Source organism: Asticcacaulis sp. (assembly GCF_051954415.1).
Classification (GTDB): Bacteria; Pseudomonadota; Alphaproteobacteria; order Caulobacterales; family Caulobacteraceae; genus Asticcacaulis.
In genome coordinates, this window is sequence record NZ_JBQCHT010000043.1 from 1 (window position 1) to 20721 (window position 20721).

The 20721-nt window shown below is 58.5% G+C and carries 15 protein-coding genes; 7 read left to right on the plus strand and 8 right to left on the minus strand.

Annotation, left to right across the window (positions count from 1 at the left end):
• The coding region (locus ACTHND_RS16080; RefSeq protein WP_440178983.1) for a M10 family metallopeptidase C-terminal domain-containing protein at positions 1-4575 on the minus strand (4575 nt) is incomplete at its 3' end.
• A gap of 245 nt (positions 4576-4820) precedes the next feature.
• On the opposite strand from ACTHND_RS16080, the gene ACTHND_RS16085 reads away from it, so the two are divergent.
• On the plus strand, positions 4821-5276 hold the full coding sequence (locus ACTHND_RS16085; protein ID WP_440178984.1) for a hypothetical protein: 456 nt from the start codon (positions 4821-4823) through the stop codon (positions 5274-5276).
• Between the two features lie 16 nt (positions 5277-5292).
• Here the strand turns inward: ACTHND_RS16085 and ACTHND_RS16090 are convergent, their stop codons facing one another.
• Both ACTHND_RS16090 and ACTHND_RS16095 read right to left on the minus strand, forming a co-directional pair.
• Positions 5293-6003: a FadR/GntR family transcriptional regulator gene (locus tag ACTHND_RS16090; protein ID WP_440178985.1), complete on the minus strand. Its 711-nt coding sequence runs from the start codon at positions 6001-6003 to the stop codon at positions 5293-5295.
• A gap of 125 nt (positions 6004-6128) precedes the next feature.
• Complete coding sequence (locus ACTHND_RS16095; protein WP_440178986.1) at positions 6129-7022, minus strand: LysR family transcriptional regulator; 894 nt, start codon at positions 7020-7022, stop codon at positions 6129-6131.
• Positions 7023-7114: 92 nt separating this feature from the next.
• Here ACTHND_RS16095 and ACTHND_RS16100 point away from each other — a divergent pair, with 92 nt between their 5' ends.
• From ACTHND_RS16100 to ACTHND_RS16115, 4 genes are all read left to right on the plus strand, one after another.
• Positions 7115-7999 carry a pirin family protein gene (locus tag ACTHND_RS16100; protein WP_440178987.1) on the plus strand — a complete coding sequence of 295 codons (885 nt, stop codon included), beginning with the start codon at positions 7115-7117 and terminating at the stop codon, positions 7997-7999.
• 42 nt (positions 8000-8041) lie between these two features.
• Positions 8042-8641, plus strand: coding sequence for an NAD(P)H:quinone oxidoreductase (wrbA, locus tag ACTHND_RS16105; RefSeq protein ID WP_440178988.1), 600 nt, complete (start codon positions 8042-8044; stop codon positions 8639-8641).
• Positions 8642-8697: 56 nt separating this feature from the next.
• On the plus strand, positions 8698-9090 hold the full coding sequence (locus ACTHND_RS16110; RefSeq protein WP_440178989.1) for an OsmC family protein: 393 nt from the start codon (positions 8698-8700) through the stop codon (positions 9088-9090).
• 82 nt (positions 9091-9172) lie between these two features.
• The gene (locus ACTHND_RS16115) at positions 9173-9343 is read left to right on the plus strand and encodes a hypothetical protein (RefSeq protein WP_170828319.1); all 171 of its coding nucleotides are present in this window, start codon (positions 9173-9175) and stop codon (positions 9341-9343) included.
• A gap of 153 nt (positions 9344-9496) precedes the next feature.
• On the opposite strand, the gene ACTHND_RS16120 is transcribed toward ACTHND_RS16115, so the two are convergent.
• The 4 genes from ACTHND_RS16120 to ACTHND_RS16135 form a co-directional block, all read right to left on the minus strand.
• The gene (locus tag ACTHND_RS16120; protein ID WP_440178990.1) at positions 9497-10537 is read right to left on the minus strand and encodes a L,D-transpeptidase; all 1041 of its coding nucleotides are present in this window, start codon (positions 10535-10537) and stop codon (positions 9497-9499) included.
• Positions 10538-10543: 6 nt separating this feature from the next.
• Positions 10544-11143, minus strand: coding sequence for a murein L,D-transpeptidase catalytic domain family protein (locus ACTHND_RS16125; protein WP_440178991.1), 600 nt, complete (start codon positions 11141-11143; stop codon positions 10544-10546).
• A 93-nt stretch (positions 11144-11236) separates the two neighbouring features.
• Positions 11237-12325, minus strand: coding sequence for a D-Ala-D-Ala carboxypeptidase family metallohydrolase (locus ACTHND_RS16130; protein WP_440178992.1), 1089 nt, complete (start codon positions 12323-12325; stop codon positions 11237-11239).
• A 15-nt stretch (positions 12326-12340) separates the two neighbouring features.
• Positions 12341-13714: a hypothetical protein gene (locus tag ACTHND_RS16135; RefSeq protein ID WP_440178993.1), complete on the minus strand. Its 1374-nt coding sequence runs from the start codon at positions 13712-13714 to the stop codon at positions 12341-12343.
• Positions 13715-14373: 659 nt separating this feature from the next.
• Here ACTHND_RS16135 and ACTHND_RS16140 point away from each other — a divergent pair.
• Complete coding sequence (locus ACTHND_RS16140; RefSeq protein WP_440178994.1) at positions 14374-17244, plus strand: TonB-dependent receptor; 2871 nt, start codon at positions 14374-14376, stop codon at positions 17242-17244.
• 152 nt (positions 17245-17396) lie between these two features.
• Positions 17397-18911 carry a tryptophan halogenase family protein gene (locus ACTHND_RS16145; protein ID WP_440178995.1) on the plus strand — a complete coding sequence of 505 codons (1515 nt, stop codon included), beginning with the start codon at positions 17397-17399 and terminating at the stop codon, positions 18909-18911.
• 5 nt (positions 18912-18916) lie between these two features.
• Here ACTHND_RS16145 and ACTHND_RS16150 read toward each other — a convergent pair whose 3' ends face one another.
• Entirely contained in the window at positions 18917-20692 is a 1776-nt protein-coding gene (locus ACTHND_RS16150) for a DUF885 domain-containing protein (protein WP_440178996.1), read from the minus strand.
• Positions 20693-20721 lie beyond the last annotated feature (29 nt).

Consider the following 20721-nt stretch of genomic DNA (forward strand, 5'->3'; position numbering starts at 1 on the left):
GATGAACTGGGCCCCCATACTGAATGTGACGCTGGAGATTACCGTATCGGTCCCCGCCACATGCGTCTCGATCACCTTGTCGCCAAGGTTATCAACATAATAGGTATCATTGCCACCTCCCCCTGTCAGGGTATCAGCGCCGCCCCCGCCATTCAGCACATTGTCGCCCGCATTACCAGTAATGATATTGCTCAGGCTGTTGCCTGTTCCACTCAGGTTGGACGCGCCCCAAAGCGTCAGGTTTTCAATAAAATCACCCAAGGTATAGCTGTAGTTTTTGGATACAATTGTATCTGTGCCTTGCCCCGACTGTTCGATCACCCGGTCGGCTACATTGTCGACATAATAGCTGTCATTGCCAAGCCCGCCGATCAGCGTATCCGCGCCCGCTCCGCCATCCAGCCGGTTGTCATTACCATTGCCAGTGATGTAATTATTAAGCGCGTTGCCCGAGCCTGCGATCTTGCCGCTGCCCGTCAGGGTCAGGTTCTCGGCATACTGGCCAAGGAGGTTAAACGTTACAGAAGAAAAGACGGTATCCGTCCCGCCGCCGGATGCCTCGATCACCTTGTCACCCAGATTATCCACATAGTATGCGTCGTTGCCCGTCCCCCCCGACATCTGATCCGCACCGGCGCCGCCTTTTAATATATTATTGGCGCCATTACCTTTCAGGACGTTGTTAAGCGCATTGCCCGTACCGTTGATATTGGCACTTCCCGTTAGTGAAAGATTTTCCAGGTAATCACCCAGAGTGTAACTGATAGACGAATTGACGAGGTCAATACCGCCCGTGTCATGGACAACATCAAGGCCTATCTTTTCGCTCGCCAGATCACCGATATTGTCTACGTAATAGGTATCGTTCCCGGCGCCGCCATACATCCAGTCTGCACCGGCGCCGCCGTTCAGGACATCATTTCCTTCGAATCCGAAAATCTGGTCTGCACCCTTGCCGGTTTTGATGCTGTCATTCTCCGCCGAACCTGAAATTGTAAAACGACCATCAGTTTCCGCCGTTCCATCAAATGTCAGGCTGCTCTGCGAGGTGACACTCATGAGAGAGCCCGCCGCCACGTTGGCATCATTGGTTTTGATTTTGGCCACCCCGCCACTGATCTGTAAGTTTTCGACATTCGTCAGAGTAGTGGCAGTCAAGACAATATCGAGATAAGAACTGTTAAAGAGTGCCACGACATCATTGCCGCTTCCGCCGTCAATCTTGTCACCAGCCGTAAAGCCGCTCATCAGGAAGACAACGTCGTCTCCCCCGCCGCTTTTGATCGTACCGGCAGATCCCATAATGTTGAAAATATCAGCCTGGGCGCCCCCACTCAGATCATTGGTGCCACTGCGGGTATTAAAATAAAACGACCCATCCGTCTCAGCAGAACCGTCAAATTTGAGCATATCTCCAGAGGAAAGCTCTTCGCCATGAACAGTCAGTTGTGCGCCGGCCGCGACGTTGGCGTCCGCCAGTTTAACGTTGTAATTATAACCCTGGTAAAAATAGAGGCTTTCGATGTCCTTCATCGTCGTGGCGTTGAAAGTCACGCCCGCCGCATAATCCCCCGCCAGGTAAAGCCAGTCATATCCCGCCCCGCCGTCGACCTTATCAGTTGCCGTCAGATCGCCGAACATGATGACATGGTCGTCGTACTGGCCCGTCTTGATCGTATCCACGCCGGCGCCTGCGAGCACGATCAGGGTGCCATCCGCCTCCGCTGAACCGTCAAGCGTCATGTTATCAGCGGCGCCCAGGGCCGTCGCATCGATCGTGAATTCCGAACCAGACTGAACCGACGCATTATTAAGCGTCAGTTTATAGTCATTGCCCCCCTTAAGTGACAGGCTTTCGAAATTCGTCATGGTCGCAGCCCCGAAGGTCAGTCCGCCGCTGTAATCGCCATCCAGCCAGAGAACATCCGCCAGACCTTCGCCACCGTCAATCTGTGCCGTGGCGGAGAGCTTGCCTTGGATGGTGACCGTATCATCCCCGCCGCCAGCGGAGATGAGCGTCGTGGAACCCGCCGCCGTTAATGTGTCGCCAAAGGCAGTGCCGATGATGTTTTCGATGCTTGTGTAGGTATCACTGCCAAGCCCTCCGCCGACGAATTGCGCCGTGGTCCGGGTGAGGTCAACCGTTACAGCACTGTAGGCGGTAGCAAAGGTGACGGTATCCAGACCTCCGCCGCCATCAATGACGTCATCACCCGCCCCCCCATCAAAACTGTTGTCCTTGGAGTCACCCGTCAGATTGTCCGCATATGACGATCCAATCAACCGCTCAATGTTTACGAGGATATCCGATCCCAGACCACCTCCAACATCCTGTGCTGTTGTGATCGATAAATTGACCGTGACGCCGCTCGTGCCATTGTAAATGGCTGCGTCCAAGCCTGCACCACCATCAAGAATATCGTTACCCGTGCCCCCTTCCAGCACATTATTCCCTGAAGATCCGGTCAGTTTGTCGTTAAAAGCCGAGCCTGTTACATTCTCGATGTTCAACAGCGTATCTGTTCCCTGGCCGCCACCAATGGTCTGTGAGGTTGCCAGACCCAGATCGACCGTAATGCCGGAAGTCGCCTTGCTGTAATCGACATAGTCGAACCCACCCGCGCCATCGATGACATTGACACCGGAATTGCCGTAAAACCGGTCATCGAAATTGGATCCCGTTACATTCTCGATGGATATGAACGTGTCATAACCCGATTCAATGCTGGTAAATTGCTGGCCTGTCAGGGACAGGTCAACAGTGACACCGCTATACTGATTGGATATGTAGGTAACCGTATCATAAGCGCCTCCCCCATTGAGGACATCATCACCGCCCATACCTTCGAGTATATTACTACCGCCATTGCCAGTCAGCGTGTCATTATAATAAGAGCCTCGCAGGTTTTCGATCGCAACAAGAGTGTCTGATCCCATTGCGCCACCGACGTCCTGAGGTCCGGAAATCGCCAAGCTGACCGTGACCCCGCCGTTGGCGTGTTGATATGACGCGTAATCGCCGCCGCCGGCTCCGTCCAATATGTCGTTGCCGCCATTGCCTTCAAGTACATTACTGCCTGAGTTGCCGGTTAGCTTGTCGTCATGGGATGAGCCGAATATGTTTTCAATGGAAACAAGCGTATCCATGCCCATTCCGCCGCCCACATCCTGAGCCCCCACAGTTGCAAGATTGACCGTAACGCCACTTGTGGCGAATGACGCATACGATACCGTATCATTGCCCAGCCCACCATTGAGCGTATTATTTCCCGCATCGCCGCCCAGGGTGTCGTCGTATGCGGAACCAATTACATTCTCGATATTGACCAGCGTTTCGTAGCTTTGCGTACTGTTGATATATTGCGCCCAAATCTGCGACAGTTCCACCGTTACCGCTTGGGACGCATTGGCATAAGTCACCGTGTCAATCCCGGCGCCGCCGTCGATACTATCACTTCCGTCGCCGCCATCGATCAGGTTATTGGCATCATTGCCAATAATTGTGTCATTCCCCGCACCGCCAATGACGTTTTCGATTACCACGCCCTCGGCAATGGAGACATTGCCGACCAAACCATTCACGCTCGAAAAATGACCTGCTCTTAGATCTATGGTATCGTTTGTATTGTAACCGGAAAAATCGAACGTATCGATTCCGCCTGCATCCCAAACGGCGAAAATGACATCATTATACATGCCGCCAGGCTTGAACCAGGCCTGATCGGCATTGCTGTTGAAACCGTAAACCGTATCGCCGGTACGCGTATTCATATTGGCGCCGTAAAGCTTCTGGATGGCGGCAATGTCGTCGAGCAAGGGCGCGGCGGCATACTGGCCGTAATATGCAGCGCCGGTATTCTCCTCGCCGAAATAGCTCATCACGGTGTATTGGCGCGAATCCTCATAATAGGTGGCGCTGTCATTATAATTGATGTCACCGCCCTCGCCCGCGTTATAATCTCCGGGATGCTCAAGACCGAGGGCATGTCCGATTTCATGCACAAGCGTCATCTGACCGTAATTCAGCAGTGACGGACTGGCATTATAGGCAAGAGAATTGTTGACCCAAATATCGCTGGAGTAGATGTCAGCGGGGTCATTGTTTGTCGGATAATAGGCGAAGGCGGCAGCGGCAGACATGCCGGATGAATAGTTGCCGAAAAGCATGGTCGCATTGTCAGAATAAGCCTGGGCGCCGCTATCGCCAGTGCCGACACGCGTGAAGGTCACGTTGGCAACGTCTGCCCAGGCGGCTAACGCCTGTTCCGTGGCGGCGATCTGCGCCGCGCTGAAATGCGAAAACCCAGACGTGTCCTCGGGCATGGCGCCGCCATAAGTCGACCGAAAGGCATAGGTGATGTTGACCGGCGTGCCAGTCACCCCGCTTCCGTTAAGCGAATACCCGTCACGGGTAAGCTGATCACCCGCCTGATCGACAGTCAGTGAGGTTTTGCCATTCGGCCCGTATCCGCCACGCTCAAAATTGGAATCGATATAGCCGACCGGCGAGGTTGGCGTCATCGGTGACACAACCGGAGACGGCGCACCGGACATATTGGCTTCATTACCTGGCATGACATTTCCCCCTTGAACCTGGCGATCCCGTCCCCTTAACGGCCCGCAGACCGTTTCAGAAATGACACAAACACCTGCCTCTAACAAGGCAAATTTATTATGTTTTTCAAGCAGCTTAACTTTGATAAGCTGCGAACACCCTGGCGAAAGAACGGTACGAATGCACCGAAGACGAAATATCCCTCATAGTCAATGGGTTGGTCTCATGTTAGGTTGAGTGACAATTATTTATTGAGCGATCAGATATGAGAAAAATCGTTTTTCTTCTCCTTGCAGGCTTCGCATTTTATTTATTACCAGGTTTCAATGTCATGGCCAAAAGTCCCCTCCACTACAATGGCTCTGCAAAACTGCTGTCGCCCGTATGCGTTGTCAGCGGCCTTACGGAGATTGAGATACAGGCCTTCCAGACCTCCCTTTGCGCTGAGGCCACCCGCCTGCTTTTCGCGCATCGTTCGGGTGTCGAAGCGCTCGCATTAAACGATCCACGTCTTAGCGAACCGAACCGTCTTATTATCGGAATACGAGGCCATGTGGAAGCGATCGAAGGTACGGGCGCAGTGCTGACACTTACCGCAAATGTCAATGGGGCCCAGCGGATTGTGCCGACGGCGGCGCACGTTGCGCCATATGAGGCTACTATAACCCCCGCCATCCGCGAGGCTTTGCGTAAGTGCCTGCATGAGCAAGGGTTGCTGTGATTCCCTGCACCGCTGGCTACTCCGCCACGCCTTCCGGCTGCATCGAATCCACCATCTCCAGAGACTCCGAAATGATCGCCCGCATGGCGCGCTCCGCCACCGCCGGCTGGCCGGCCTCGATGGCGATCAATACCGCTTCGTGGGCCGGAATACTGGCCGTGTGACCGGCAATGCGGTTGGTCAGGCCGATCGAAATCGTCAAGGCCGTATGGATCAGTTCCTTGAGCTGGATGATAAAGGGATTACCGGACGCCTGAAGGATGGCCACATGGAAATCGATATCAGCCAGCAGCGCCAGGTCATGATGATCGGCATCATCGCGCATCCCGTTCAGGCCCGCGCGGATAGCCCTGATATCGGCCCTGGTGGCGCGTTTCGCAGCCAGTGAGGCGGCGATCGGCTCGATGGCCAGCCGCACCTCCGACAGGTCGCGGTAAATCTTGTGCGAGTAGGGCCGCTCGGTCATCCAGCGCGTGACATCCGGATCGAGCAGGTTCCAGTGGCTGACGGGCTCCACCCGCGTGCCCTGGCGGGGGCGCGAGGTCAGGAGCCCCTTGGCGGTGAGCATCTTGACGGCTTCGCGGGCGACGGTGCGGCTGGCATTGTGCGCGACGCACAGTTCGGCCTCGGTCGGGAATCCGGTCTGTTCGTATTCACCAACCACGATGGCCTGGCCCAGTGTTTCCACCAGCGAATAGGTGAGGCTTACCCCCGGCATGTGCCGCATGTGCGTTTCCCGATTTTTTCGTTCGTTATGCCTTTAATTTAATTGGCTAAATTGCTTTTGTCACCTCAATTTGCGATCACAGACCACCATCAGCGCAAGTCTTTGATAGCGCTAACATAATCGCTTCAGGTTTGCGTTGCGAACCGCTCTATCAGCCACTGCGCGGCCGGGCCGGGCGGCGTATCGGTGCGGTAGATTGCGTGCATGTCGTATTCATTGACGGGCCAGTCCGGCAGGTTGAGCGCGACCAGCCGTCCGGCCTCCAGATCACCGCGCACCATGAATTCCGGCATGGAGCCCCACCCCACCCCGGCCAGCAGCAGAGCGTGTTTGGAGCCCAGGTCTGCCAACCGCCAGGTCTTGACGCCGATGACGCCGAAATCCTGGCCGGCGGTCAGCGGCGACCGGTCCGTCAGCACAAGCTGGATATGGTTGCGCGCCTCGCCCGGCGCCTTGCGGCCGGTATGGGCGAGCGGATGAAAGGGCGCCGCCACCGGCACCAGCTTCACCGCGCCGATATGGCGGCGGTCCAGCCCCTCGACCGATGTATTGAGTGGCCCGCTGATGCCGATCACCGCCGTCTTCCCGGTCACCAACTGGGTAATGCCGCCCAGCGCCTCGACATGCAGACGCAGGGGAATGGTGGGAAAGGCCGCCTGGAAGGCTTGCAGTGCATCGACGAGGCGGGCCGTCGGGAGCATCACGTCCACCGCCACGGAAACCTCGGCCTCCAGCCCTTCCAGCAGGCCCTTCACCCGCGCGCGCAGGATATCGACGCCATGCGTCACGGTGCGCGCCTCGGCCAGCACGGCCCGGCCCGCCTCGGTCAGTTCCGGTTTGCGGGTGCCCACGCGATCGAACAGTGGCAGGCCAAGCTGGAATTCGAGATTGTCGATGGTATAGGTGATCGCCGAGGTGGCACGGTTCAGCCGGCGTGCCGCGGCGGCGAAACTGCCGGTCTCCACCACACAAAGCAGGATCTGCAACTGGTCAAGCGTGGGTGTGCCGGGATTAGACATTTCTAAAATTCCGAAAAGTTTATTCAATATTATATGGATTTTCAGAACAGTCCGCAAGGCATAGAAGATCACTCACCGACGAGGAAATGACCTTGTCCGAGGAGATTGTCGCCATGACCACCCTGACCGCACAAAAAGATCGCTCGATCACCACCGTCCATACGGCTTTCCGCACTCTGGAAGGCGACGGCTTTGAGGTGCGCCGCGCCATCCCTGCCAAGGCTTATGAAGCGATAGGCCCGTTCATTTTCCTGGATCATTTCGGCCCGATCGAATTCCTGCCCGGCGAGGCCAAGGGCGCCTCGGCTCACCCGCACGCCGGGATCGAAACCCTGACCCTGCTGCTCGAAGGCCGCAGCATCCACAAGGACAGCCTTGGCAATATGAGCGTCATGCAACCGGGCGAAGTGCAGTGGATGCGCGCCGGTCGCGGCATCATCCATGACGAAGGCCCCGATGCCGAAATTCAGCGCACCGGCGGCCGTAATCATGGCATCCAGCTCTGGCTCAACATGCCGAAGGGCCGCAAGCACGATGAGCCGGCCTATCGCCACTTTACCGCCACTGAAATCCCCGTGGTCCAGGGCGACAAGGCTACGGCGCGGATCGTCGCGGGGCATGTCAACGGCGTTAAGGGGCCGCTCGAAAGTTTCGGCGCGCCGGTCGTTATCCACGCCTCGCTGCAAGCCGGCGGTGCGATCACCCTGGAGACCGATGCCCGCGAACTGGCGCTCTACACCATGACCGGTGCGGCCGTAGTTGCCGGCCAGACCGTCTCCCCCGGCGAACTGGTCCGCTTCGGAGACGGCGATACCGTCACCCTCAGCACCGACCAGGACAGCGAAATCCTGCTCGTCGGCGGTGATCCGCTCGACGCACCGATCGTCCGCCATGGCCCGTTCGTCATGAACACGATCGACGAACTCGAACGCGCCGTCCGCGACTATTACGCCGGCCGCATGGGCGTGATCGCTTAACTTTCTTTCTCCTCCTCCCCAGTCAGTACAAGGATGACTCAAATGGCTAAGGTTCTCGTTCTCTACTATTCCTCCTACGGTCATATCGAAACCATGGCTAAGGCCGTGGCCGAAGGCGCCCGCGAAGCCGGCGCGCAGGTCGATATCAAGCGCGTGCCCGAAACCGCGCCGCTGGAAGTGGCCAGAGCGGCACACTTCAAGCTCGACCAGGAAGCCCCGATCGCCACGGTCGCGGATCTCGAAAACTATGACGCCATCATTGTCGGGGTCGGCACCCGCTTCGGCCGCCTGGCCTCGCAGATGGCCGCCTTCTGGGATCAGGCCGGCGGCCTGTGGGCGCGCGGCGCCCTGCACGGCAAGGTCGGCGGCGCCTTCACCTCGACCGCCACGCAGCACGGTGGCCAGGAAACCACCCTGTTTTCCATCATCACCTCCCTGCTGCATTTCGGCATGACTGTGGTCGGCATGGATTACGGCCACGCCGGCCAGATGACGCTGGATGAAATCACCGGCGGCTCGCCTTACGGCGCCTCGACCATCACTGGCGGCGACGGTTCGCGTCAGCCGAGTGAGAACGAACTGGCCGGCGCCCGTTATCAGGGCCGCAAGATTGCCGAAACGGCCATTAAGCTGCACGGCTGATATGCTATGAAAGGGTCGCCCGCACACGGACGACCCTTTATTTTCAGGAGACTCACATGGCCCGCGCCACCGCCCATATCGGCACCGAGCAATATGCCACCACGCTTCATGTCGCCGGACGGACACTCACCGCTGACGAGCCCGCCGACAATGGCGGGCAGGATGCCGGCCTGGCGCCCTATGATTTCCTGCTGTCAGCCCTGGCGTCCTGTACCGCCATTACCCTGCGCATGTATGCCGATCATAAGGGCTGGCCTCTGAAGGCGGTCGATGTCGCCCTGCACTTCTATCGAGACGGTGAAAAGGAAATCATTGACCGTACCGTCACCCTTGACGGCGATTTTACGCCCGAACAACGCGAGCGCCTGCTTCAAGTGACGGAGCGCACCCCGGTGACCAAAACGCTTAAACAGGGTCTGACCATCGCCACCACCCTGCGAGACGCCTGACCTGAGCGGTATCCCCTGGCCTCATTCGCCAAATGCGCGACTCATGTTAACCACTGGTTAGTTGAGTATGGAGGCTGGGCAAATGACGGAAGCGGTTACCAGACTTGTGGAGGGCCTGCGCGATGCCGGCTTCACCATCAATCCCTTGAAATCATCCCCCTTGTGGCAGGTTGACGGACGCGGGCCGATGAGTACGGCGCAACTGATCGACCTGGCCTCGAAGCTGCGGCTCACAACCAGCCGCCCGCACTAAACCTGAAAAAAAGCGTCCGGTGTAATGTACCGGACGCCAAATATTGAGGGTCAGAGTTCAGGGAAGGACACAGGGGAATGATGTCCGACTTCCATGAAACAGGAAATGTTGTAAAGATTCGATAGCAATCTTGATACGCCCATCTTGAACCGGTCATTTCTGAATACGCAGGCCGGGCGGAATCTCGTCCCCTGTGGGCAAATCCCCCTCCATGATAGTCAGGACTTCACCCGTCGTTTCCAGATTACTGACAGCCGGCGTCACAAACACCGTGTCGCCGGTTTTCAGAATGGCCGACAGGGCATCGGCAAACGGCTTCGGTATCTGCACTTCGTTGGATATAGCGCTATCGAGCGGCTTGCCGGCTTCGCCTTCACGTCCCGGCAGGCTGGCAAAGATCCACTGCCTTTCCCCTGATTTTGTAATCGTCAGGGTCAGGACATGGCTCTCGAAATCGCGCGCCGGCATGGAAATACGCGCCCGGCCGATTTCGACCCCCGACCGCATGACGATGATCCGGTTATCGGCCTGGGAAATAATCACCGTCACCGGGCCCTGCGGCGCGCGTTCCGGATGCCATTCATAGTCCGCCGAGGTCGGCATGGCACTGTCGGAAGACGGGGCGGCCGCGCCCACGGCATCCAGCGGCAACAGAAGGTCTCCCCCCGTCATGCGCATCGGCACCGAATCCACTTCATTGACGATAACCGTAATGCCCAGGCTGGTAATGGTGAACAGCTTCTCCGCCAGGGCATAGGGCAGCCGTATGCAGCCGTGGCTGGCGGGATAGCCTGGCAGGTTGCCGGCGTGCAGCGCTACGCCACTCCAGGTCAGGCGCTGCATGAAGGGCATGGGCGCATTGTCATAAATATTGGAGTGGTGGTCGATATCCTTTTGCAGGATGGTGAAGACGCCGGTCGGGGTTTCGTGACCATCCTTGCCGCTGGAGATGGTCGTCACGCCTATACGCACACCGTTGCGATAGATGGTGGCGATCTGGCGGGACAGATCGACATAGATCATGACCGGACCGGTGGGCGCGATTTCCGGCGCCCAGACCCACTCGCCGGGTTTCAGCGCCTGCGCGGCATAGGCCAGCTCGATGGAGGAAGACTTTTTCGCAGTCTCGGCCAGACCCTGCCCGGACATACCGAGCACAAGGATGGAAAGGCTGAGGGCAGGAAAAAGCTTCATGTCGCGTTACGCCTTTCCGGCATAGATGAGACGACCGGTGCCCAGACGATCCATCACGGTCTGGCGATCGGTCTCGGAAAACGCCAGGCATCCCTGGCTGCGCCCCAGCTTGCCGGTCGTGGCCACCATTTCGGGGCTGACATACCAGGCGCCATGGATGACTATGGCGCGACTGAAGGCATTGTTGTTCTGAGGATCGAGACCCTCAAGCCGGCGTGAAAGACCGTGCTTGCCGACATAGGTATCGCCCGTCAGATAGCTGCCTTCAGAGGTGGCTTCCGAACCCGGATCATTGGAAAAACGCTGAAGCCAGCCGGTGTGGTTCAGGTCGGACCCCTTGCCGTGGGCCACCAGGAAGGACTGGCTGCGGCCATCCGTCAGATTGAGAATATGGAAGCGCGGTTCATGCGAAGGCCGGGAGAAATCAGCAATACCCATCAGGTCGGCGTGGGCGATCCGGTCGCCGTGGGTCAGCAAAGCCTGCCGTGCCTTTTCCAGCAATTGCGGAGAAGGGCCGGCCGGCGTGGCCGCATGGGCGCGCGGCACGATCAGGCCGGCGGCGCCGGCGGACAGGGCGAGGGACAGGAAATGACGGCGACTACGCATACTGGATACCTTAGTACGAAAATTGTCTCAGTTCACTATCTACATAATGTGGCTTTGATGGGTCGCCACCCCGGCCACCGGACAAATCACCGGTCAGGCTGTGACACCACTGGAATACTGTGTGCCTGCGGCGGTGAAGGTGGCCGTCAGTTGCTGCATCCGCAGGCGCGGATCGAACGAGATATGCACCCAGGTGCCCTCCTGGATCAATTGATCGAAGCGGATGTCGCTGGCGATGATCTTCTGGCAGATCTGCAATGGCGTGCCCAAGCCCGGACAGACGAAATCGACCGCATAGCCGCTCATATGGGCGCTGTTGGGCGCGCCACCGACGGCTGCATTGAGGGCCGGTGAGCGATAGCCACTGTTGACGCGGATCGGCTTGCCGAGCAGCGTGCGTACCCGGTCCATTTGTTGCGCGGTCTGTCGCAGGGTCTCGACCATTTCCGGCGATGGCGTATTGTCGATATTGCGGTGCTCGGTATGGGTCAGTTCGTCGAGCGTGAAATACTGCGCGAAACCGTTGGCCGGCGGCGCGGGTTCGGCAGGCACGTCCAGCGCCGGGAAGACGGCCCTGGCCTTATCAAGCCAGATTTTGCGGTCTTCCAGGCCATTGACCCCGCCATTGACCAGGCGCGTCACGCCCTCGATGTCGTCGGCATCGGCCTTGGCATTGCAGCCGGTCTGTTTCCAGAAGGCAGCGGCCCCTTGCGCCGCATAGACCGGGTCTTCGAGCAATTCCGGCCGGTCGATCAAGGGCTGATTGATCAGCGCGGCATAGGTGGCGTAATTGCTGCGGCCGGTGATCATGATGAAGCCGCGGCCGATATATTTCGCCCCGTCGCCCGGATTGACATTGCCGAGCGATGGCCGGTTGCCATAGACGAACTCGGCAATGGCGTCCGGTCCCGTCGCCACCAGTTCATTGGCTTTCTCAATGGTCTGGACCCGGCTGCGGAAGACGGCCAGCAGCACATCCGGGCGGTAGTTCAGGTTTTCCTTCAGGGCCCGAAACCCGGCGCTTTCATGCGCCAGTTGCGCCAGAAAATGGACGAGGCGCTGACGCGAGGTGATATTGCCCAGGGCCAGGCAGGCTTCCAGCGCCGGCGCATAGGCCAGCGCACGGTCGTCACGGATAGAGGGTGACAGCGCCTTCAGCCGTTCAGGCGTGATGATGGTCATGCGTGCCCCCGCCCGTCAGTCGTCACGCGGGCGCTGGCCGGGATCGAGCGCGCGCAGGGCTGCCAGATCGTCCGGCGCTTTGCCAGCAGACGCCACGAGAGACGGCTGGTAGCCAAGCTGCGGCGTGACCTGCGAAGTGCCGGTATTATCCGCCGCCGGCTTGAAGGCGTTCATCAGGGAGGCCAGGCCGTCCGATCCGGTCACCCCGCTGCCGCCATCCTTGGGCTTGAGGGTCGAGCGCACCGTCATCAGCCGAGCCAGGATATCAAACCAGAAAGGCGCGCCGAGCGTCACGGCGAAGGCCGTCATCAGCCACCCCGCAACCAATGAGATCAGCGGCAGGACATTGAACAGGGCATTATCGCCCAGCGAAGGCGTGCCGCGATAGAGATTGACCGTGCGTTCGGAGATATTGCGCCAGCTCTGGCTGAGATTATGCGTAAAGCTGCCCTTCGACCAATCCGGCATGGGCGTCACCGGAATTTCCGTGGTGCGGCAATTACCCGGCGTATAGGTGGCGTCGCCCGGACTGTCGCAGAAGCGGAACAGGTGGTTCATGGTGTCGATGGTGGTGTCGTTCCAGCCCAGCGGCAGGTCGAGCGCGCTCAAGGGGTTCTTGCCGGAATCGGGCATAAGCTGCGAGGCGTCGCTGTGGGCGCTGGCCTTTTCCTTGTAATAGGTCTCCGACGATGCCTCGACCGCCTTGCGCAGGGACGGGCTGAGATAGAGGCTCTGGGCGATCACCACCGTATTGACGTTGAGGATGACGCAGGTGACCAGGGCCAGCCAGAAGATCAGGGTCTGGGTTTCGAGGCGATACCAGCCCGAAACGCGGTCCATGGTGGCATTGTACCAGTTTTCCAGGAATATCCGCGCCTTGTCGATATCGCCGGCCGAATTGTTGATGGCGAACTGGACCATTTTTGACAGCCGGGCATTGGGCAGGTTGCGGCTGGCCGTGAGGATTGCGTTCGGATCGAGGCTGCCCTCGGCGTTATTTCCGCCGCTGTCGGCCAGCAGGTCGAGCACAACGAAGGCAAAATGGCTGCTGGGAATATAGGACGGCAGGTTCTTGCCCTGGAAGAAACCGCGCTTCGGCGGAATGGTATAGCGGCCGCGATAAAGCGACATGGTCAGGGGATGATCGTAGAAATTCTTCAGCAGTTCGTAGCCACTGGCATCGGCCTTGACGACGGCGCCTTTATTCGAGACGTTTTGCGGCGGATGATCGCACAAAAGCTCGATCAGCCCCTTTTCCAGGTTGCGCGACCGGCGCTTCATGAAGCCTTCTATGGCTTCGCGCACCACGGTGGTCAGCAGGCTCATCAACAGGTAGACGAAGACCAGCCCCGCCGCCACGTCGATCGAGTCAGGCAATAACGAACCCACGCGCAACCCCCTGCCTTATCTTATGCCCTTTTGGCAATCAGCCCGGATAACAGGGTTAACCCAAATTAACCAAAGTGCAATCTCAAGGACGCAGATGGCCCTTCACAGGGCGCAGAATAACGCCGTCATGCGCATTTTTTGCCACAGATTCGGGGCGCCCCGTCAGGTCGAGGTTCCATTCATTATCCGGAAATCGAAAATGGAAAGTCACAAGACGGACATTAAATATTTCGCCTGTAATAATCTTTTTAATTCTGAAATTTTATGCCGCGCATTTATCATACATAAAAAAATTTATGCCATTTCAATGACTTCTGTGGCATTTTTGCTATCACGCAGCCTATTTATAGTACAAGTGATCAATAAAACCTGGCAACGTTGTCAGGCCCTATGATAGCGTTATCAGGAATACGGACCCAAGGCCCTCGGCACACACACCGAGTCCGCCGGCGAGTATCGTATCAAACAAGTTGGGAAAGAACGTAAGGATTGGCGAAACGCTCATACGGGCCTGATTGTCACGTTTCAGCGTTTTTACATTTAAACAATGTTTTATATGCACGCGGCCGCCAGCGCCGTGGGCCGTTCTCCCATCTTGTCAGTTTTGCTTATGCCGCGTTCGGAAAGCGCGCGGCCGTTCACTCCAGGGAGACGTTTTAATGACGACGACTAAAAAGAAACTGGGCCTGCTGATGGGAACCGCCTCGATGGCTGTTCTCGGTACGCTGGCCCTTGGCGCCATCGCCCACGCTCAGGATACCGCGCCCGCCGCCGCCCCGGCTGACGATACGGTCATCATCGTGACCGGCCAACGCGCCCAGCTCAAGAGCGCGCAAAAGATCAAGAAGGACTCGGACGTGATCGTGGATTCGGTCACCGCCGTTGACATCGGCGCCCTTCCGGACCGTTCGGTGGCCGACGCCCTGCAGCGCATTTCCGGCGTCACCATCCAGCGCGCCGCCGAAGCCAACGACCCGATCCGCATGACGGCAGAAGCTGGCGGCGTCGAAATCCGCGGCCTGGCCTGGGTCCGTTCGGAAACCAACGGCCGTGACATCTTCTCGGCCAAGAACGGCCGCGGCCTCTCCTGGGGCGACGTGTCCTCCGACCTGCTGGCCGGCGTCGACGTCTACAAGAACCCCTCCGCCGACATGGTCGAAGGCGGCATCGGCGGCACAGTCAACCTGCGCACCCGCCTGCCCTTCGATTCCAAGAAGCCGATCATCGCTTTCACCGCCGACGCCACGCAGGGCGACCTGCAAAAGAAGAATCACTATTCGGCCAGTGTGCTCCTCTCCAACCGCTGGAACACCTCGGCCGGTGAAGTCGGCGCCCTGTTCAACTATTCGCTGGTCAATGAAGGCAATATGACCAACGTTATCGCCGTTGACCGCTACAATCAGGTCGGTGACAAGCTGATCCCGAACACCATGGGCTGGCGGACCATCGACTGGAACCAGAAGCGCACGGCCATCAACGGCGCCCTGCAATGGCGTCCGAGCGACGATCTGGAGTTCACGTTGTCGGTGCTGAACGCCAAGGCGGAGCCGAAGAACACCGAATACAATGTTGGTTTCTATAACGACAGCGGCGAATTCTCTTCGGCCGATTCCATGGCAACTTATCAGTATGACGCCAATGGCGTCTTCAAGAGCGGCACGGTCAAGGATGCCGGCATTACTTCGAATACGCGCTATGGCGAAGATCACAATGAAACGACCGACCTCTCACTCCACACCCGCTGGAATGTCAATGATCGACTGACCCTGGCTGGCGACCTCCAGTATGTGAAGTCCACTGCCAAGGTGCTCTCCAACACAGCCTTCCTGCAGATCGGCAACAAGCCGGACGCCACGATTGACCTGACCGGCAAGCTGCCAGTTATCAGCGTTTCGGGCTCAGACACCTCGGACGCCACCGATTACTGGTGGGCCGCCGCGATGGACCATATCGAAAAGAACGATGGTAAGGAAATCGCCGCCCGCATCGATGGCGATTACCAGCTCGACGCTGGTTGGCTGAAGAGCTTCAAGTTCGGTGTTCGCACCACCGACAAGGATTACGTCACCCGCCAGTCCGGTTATAACTGGGGTTTCCTGTCTTCGCAGTACTGGGGCAATGCCGGCAACCCGCAATCCACAACAGATACCGGCTCCGGCACCTATGAAGTACGCGATTTCAGCAACTTCATGAATGGCGACGTGCCGGTCCCCGGTTCAGTCATCTTCCCTGAAGCTTCTGTCGTCAATCGCGGCACTGCCATCACCGCCCAACTGCTGGCCATGGCTAATACCTCAGGCTGGGGCTGGAAACCGCTCAGCGATGACTGGTCGACCTATGCCGCTTCCGGCGGTCTGAACACTCAGAATGAAAAGACGACCGCCGCCTATCTCACCGCCAAGTTCGGCGGCGAAATCAGCGGCCATACGGTTGACGGAAACTTCGGTGTCCGCGTTGTGAAAACGGAAGCGTCAGGCGACAGCTTTATTTCGGCAACGCTTCCGAATGTGGCCGGCACATGTGTTGAAAACTGCACCGACTACAACGCGGCTGTCGCCTTTGGTAAGCTGGGCCAAGCCTACGGTGGTTCGCAGGACTATACCAATACCCTGCCGAGCCTGAACGTTCGCCTTAAGTGGAACGATCAGCTCCAATTCCGCTTCGCCGCTTCAAAGGGAATTGTTCGCCCGGAACTCGCCTGGCTGAGCCCTTACACCTCGCTCGGTTATGGCTTTACCACCTATCAGGTTGGTGACGCCGCCGACGCCACGTTCGGCGTCTCCTACGACCCAGGTAAAGAGCCAACATACACCGGCACCGGCGGCAATCCGAACCTGAAGCCGATCGAAGCCAATCAGTACGACCTGACGGCGGAATGGTACTTCGCCCCGACGGGCAGCTTCACGCTAGACCTGTTCAAGAAGGATCTCACGAACTACATCTATAATGGTACACGCGCCGAAACCTATACCAGCAACGGCCAGACCTTCACTTATGACGTGACCCGCCGTTTCAACGGCACGGTCGATGGCAAGGTGGACGGCTTTGAAGTCGCCTACCAGCAGTTCTACGACTTCCTGCCGGCGCCGTTCAACGGTCTGGGCGTGCAGGCCAACTATACCCACATCGACTCGTCGGGCGGCCGCAATTCCGGCTCGACAAACGAAAGCGCCCTTAACGCCCTGCCGCTGGAAGGCATGTCGCCGGACAGCTACAATGTCGCTCTCATGTATGAAAAGTACGGCATCTCGGCGCGCCTGGCCTATAACTGGCGCTCCAAGTACCTCTACACCACCTCGGCGGCCAACGTGAACCGTCCGCTTTGGGCGGATGATTACGGCCAGCTCGACGGCTCGATCTTCTACACGATCAACCCGAACTACAAGATCGGTGTCCAGGCCGTGAACCTGACGCACTCGACCACCACCCAACTGGTGTCGAGCGATCTGACCGCGCCGCTGGAAACCCAGTGGTACTCGGCTATCAAGACCGACCGCCGTATCTCGGTCGTTCTGCGCGGCCTGTTCTAGGACCTGACCGGCTTGCGGCACCGAGATTGCCGCAAGTCTTCCTCCCCAAGGTTCCTTTTACCTGCCCCTTCCGGTCCTGCCGGGAGGGGCTTTTTATGTCAGGTCCTGCTTTTGCTGCTATAAGACAGGGCTATTGAATCGGGGAAACGTGAATGGCCGAACCTATCCGCAAGATCATTATCGCCGGCGGCGGCACAGCCGGCTGGATGTCGGCGGCGGCGCTGAAGGCCGGTTTGGGAAATACGGTCGATATCCTGCTGATCGAATCCGAGGACATCGGCATCATCGGCGTCGGCGAAGCGACCATCCCGACCATGCGCGTGTTTAATGAGCATATCGGTGTCAACGAAGCCGAGTTCATCCGCGCCACCGAAGCGACCTTCAAGCTGGGTATCGAGTTCCGTAACTGGGGGCATGTCGGCAACCGCTATTTTCACCCGTTCGGCGATTACGGTGCCATGCACGAGGGTCTGGCCGCGCACCAGATCTGGCGAAAGCTTAACGCAGCCGGAGATGATACACCGCTGGAAGCCTACAGCCTGGCCACCCAGATGGCCTATGCCGGCAAGTTCTTTCCGCCGAACCCCGATCCGCGTTCACCCATGCACGACTATAGTTATGCGTTTCATTTCGACGCGTCGCTTTACGCCAAATTCCTGCGCGCCCATTGCGAGGCGCGCGGCGTCAGGCGGCGCAACGCGAAGATCAGCGGCGTCAATCTCAACAGCGAGACCGGCCATATCGACAGCCTGACCCTCGATGACGACAGCGTGGAAGCGGCCGATTTCTTCATCGACTGCACCGGTTTCCGCGCCCTGCTGATCTGCGGCGCGCTGAAGGCCGGTTATACCGACTGGTCGGACTACCTGCCGGTGGACCGCGCCTGGGCAATGCCAACCGGTAAGAGCGTGGAATTTTCACCCTACACCCGCTCCACCGCCCATGCCGCCGGCTGGCAATGGCGCATTCCCCTGCAACACCGCACCGGCAACGGCCATGTCTATTCAAGCCGTTTCATGGATGACGAAACGGCCCGCACGGTGTTGCTGGACAATCTCGATGCCACGCCGCTGAAAGACCCGATGCTGATCCGATTCACCACCGGGCACCGCAACCGCTTCTGGGAAAAGAACTGCATCTGTGTCGGCCTGTCGTCCGGCTTCCTGGAGCCACTGGAATCGACCTCGATCAATTTTATCCAACTCGGTATTATCCGCCTGCTCGAACTCTTCCCATCGAAAGAGATCGATCCGTTCCTGCGCGACGAATACAATGCCCGTACGCTCGACGCCTATGAAAAGGTGCGCGATTTCATTGTTCTGCATTATCGCCTGAACAGCCGGGACGAGCCGCTGTGGCGCTATTGCGCGGACATGCCGATCCCCGAAGACCTGGCCTACAAGATGGAACTCTATCGCCGGCGCGGCGAGGTCATCCTGCGCAAATACGACCACTTCGCCGAGCCCTCCTGGGTATCCATCTATAATGGCCAGGGCATGATTGCCGACGCCTACGATCCACTGGCTGACCGTGTGCCGACCGATACCCTGCGCGAATTGATGCAGAAGCGCCGCGAAACGATCGGGCAAATCGTGGCGCAACTGCCACGCCACGCCGAGTTCATTGCAAAACATTGTCCGTCGGAGAATTTCATGAAAACGGCCTGATCGGGCTATTTTTCTTCATCCGGATAAGGCCCCACGCCGCCGGTCGCGATAAAGGCGTCAAGGTGCGCGCTCAGCACCGGCAGCGGCACAGACCCCAGTTCGAGCACGGCGTCATGGAAGGCACGGATATTGAACTTATCGCCCAGCGCCTTTTCCGCCTTCGTGCGGGCATCCCGGATGGCCATTTCGCCGAGATAATAGGAAAGTGCCTGACCCGGCCAGGAGATATAGCGATCGACCTCTGTATCGATCTCGTGTTCGGATAGGGCAGTGTTGTCGCGCAGGTACTGGCGGGCCTGTTCGCGCGTCCAGCCCATTGAATGGATGCCGGTATCGACCACCAGACGCGAAGCCCGCCATGCCTGGTAGCTCAGATAGCCGAAGCGGTCATAGGGCGTGTCATACATGCCCATCTCGACGCCGAGATATTCCGAATAGAGCGCCCAGCCCTCGCCATAGGCCGAGATATAGGTTTTCTGACGGAATTCCGGCAGGGACTTGTTTTCCAGGGCGAGCGGCATCTGGAAGGCATGACCCGGTGCCGATTCATGCAGGGTCAGGGCGGTGAGCTGGAACAGCGGCCGCGACGGCAGGTCGTAGGTATTGACGTAATAGGCCCCCGGCCCGCCGCGACCGGAGGTATAATAGGGCGCGATTTCCGGCGCCACCGGCACGATGGCGAAGCGTGAGCGCGGCAGACGGCCGAAATATTGCGAGGCCTTGCCATCGAAGGTCTTGGCAATCCAGGCGGCACGATCGAGCAGATCCTGGGGTGTCTTGGCGTAGAATTTCGGATCAGTGCGCAGATATTTGAGGAAGGCCGGCAGGTCGCCTTTAAAGTCGACTTCCTTCATCACTTCGAGCATCTGGGCGCGGATGAGCGCCATCTGATCGAGGCCCAACTGGTGAATCCGCGACGGGGAGGAATCCAGCGTGGTGAATTCACGGATCTTCGACTGGTAATAGGCCGCGCCATCCGGCAGTTCACTGGCGCCCAGCGCCACCTGCGCGTGCGGTAGATAATCGGTATCGAAGAAGGCCAGAAGCGACTTGTGCGCCGGGATCACCGCCTCTGCGATGGCCTTGACCGCCAGCGCCCGTAACTCGGCCTGTTTTACTGCCGGTATGCTGGCGGGCATGGTCACGAACGGCTTGTAATAGACGCTGTCCTCCGGCTTTTTGATATCAATGACGGTGCGGATCGAGGCGTCGCGGCCTTCAAGCGTCACCTGCGGCGCGGTGAAATGACGTTTCAGACCGGCCTTCATATTGACGATCTGCTGATCGAAATAGCGCGGCATGTCGGAAAGCTGACCGATATAGTTGCGGAAATCCGCTTCAGTGTGGAAATCGCTTTCGGTGATGTAGGTCAGGTCGGCCCAGAAACTGCTGTCGGAATTGACCGGCTTCTCAAATTCGCGGAATTGTTTCGCGGCCACCAGGGCGTCGATCTGTGCCTTGTAGACCTGGTAATTGACCTGGTTTTCCGCTGACAGGCTCTTGATATCTACGGCGGCCAGCTTCGCTTCCACATCCTGCCAGTAGGCCAGTTGCTTTGATTGCGCCGCCGCGCTGACATCAGGCAGGTGCGCGGCCACGCCGGCATTGACATTGTTCTCGTCGGTCTGTTGCAGGGATTGTCGCCAGGCCCACTCGGTGGTGTAGATCACCTTGAACTGATCGTCGGACGGCCCTGCGAACACCGGCGTGGCCGCGGTCATCAGGGGCACTGTCAGAGACAGAGACAGACAAAGGGCGAGCGCAAAACGGGAAACGGGCATGGTCGATCCTCTCATAGGTCGGACCGACC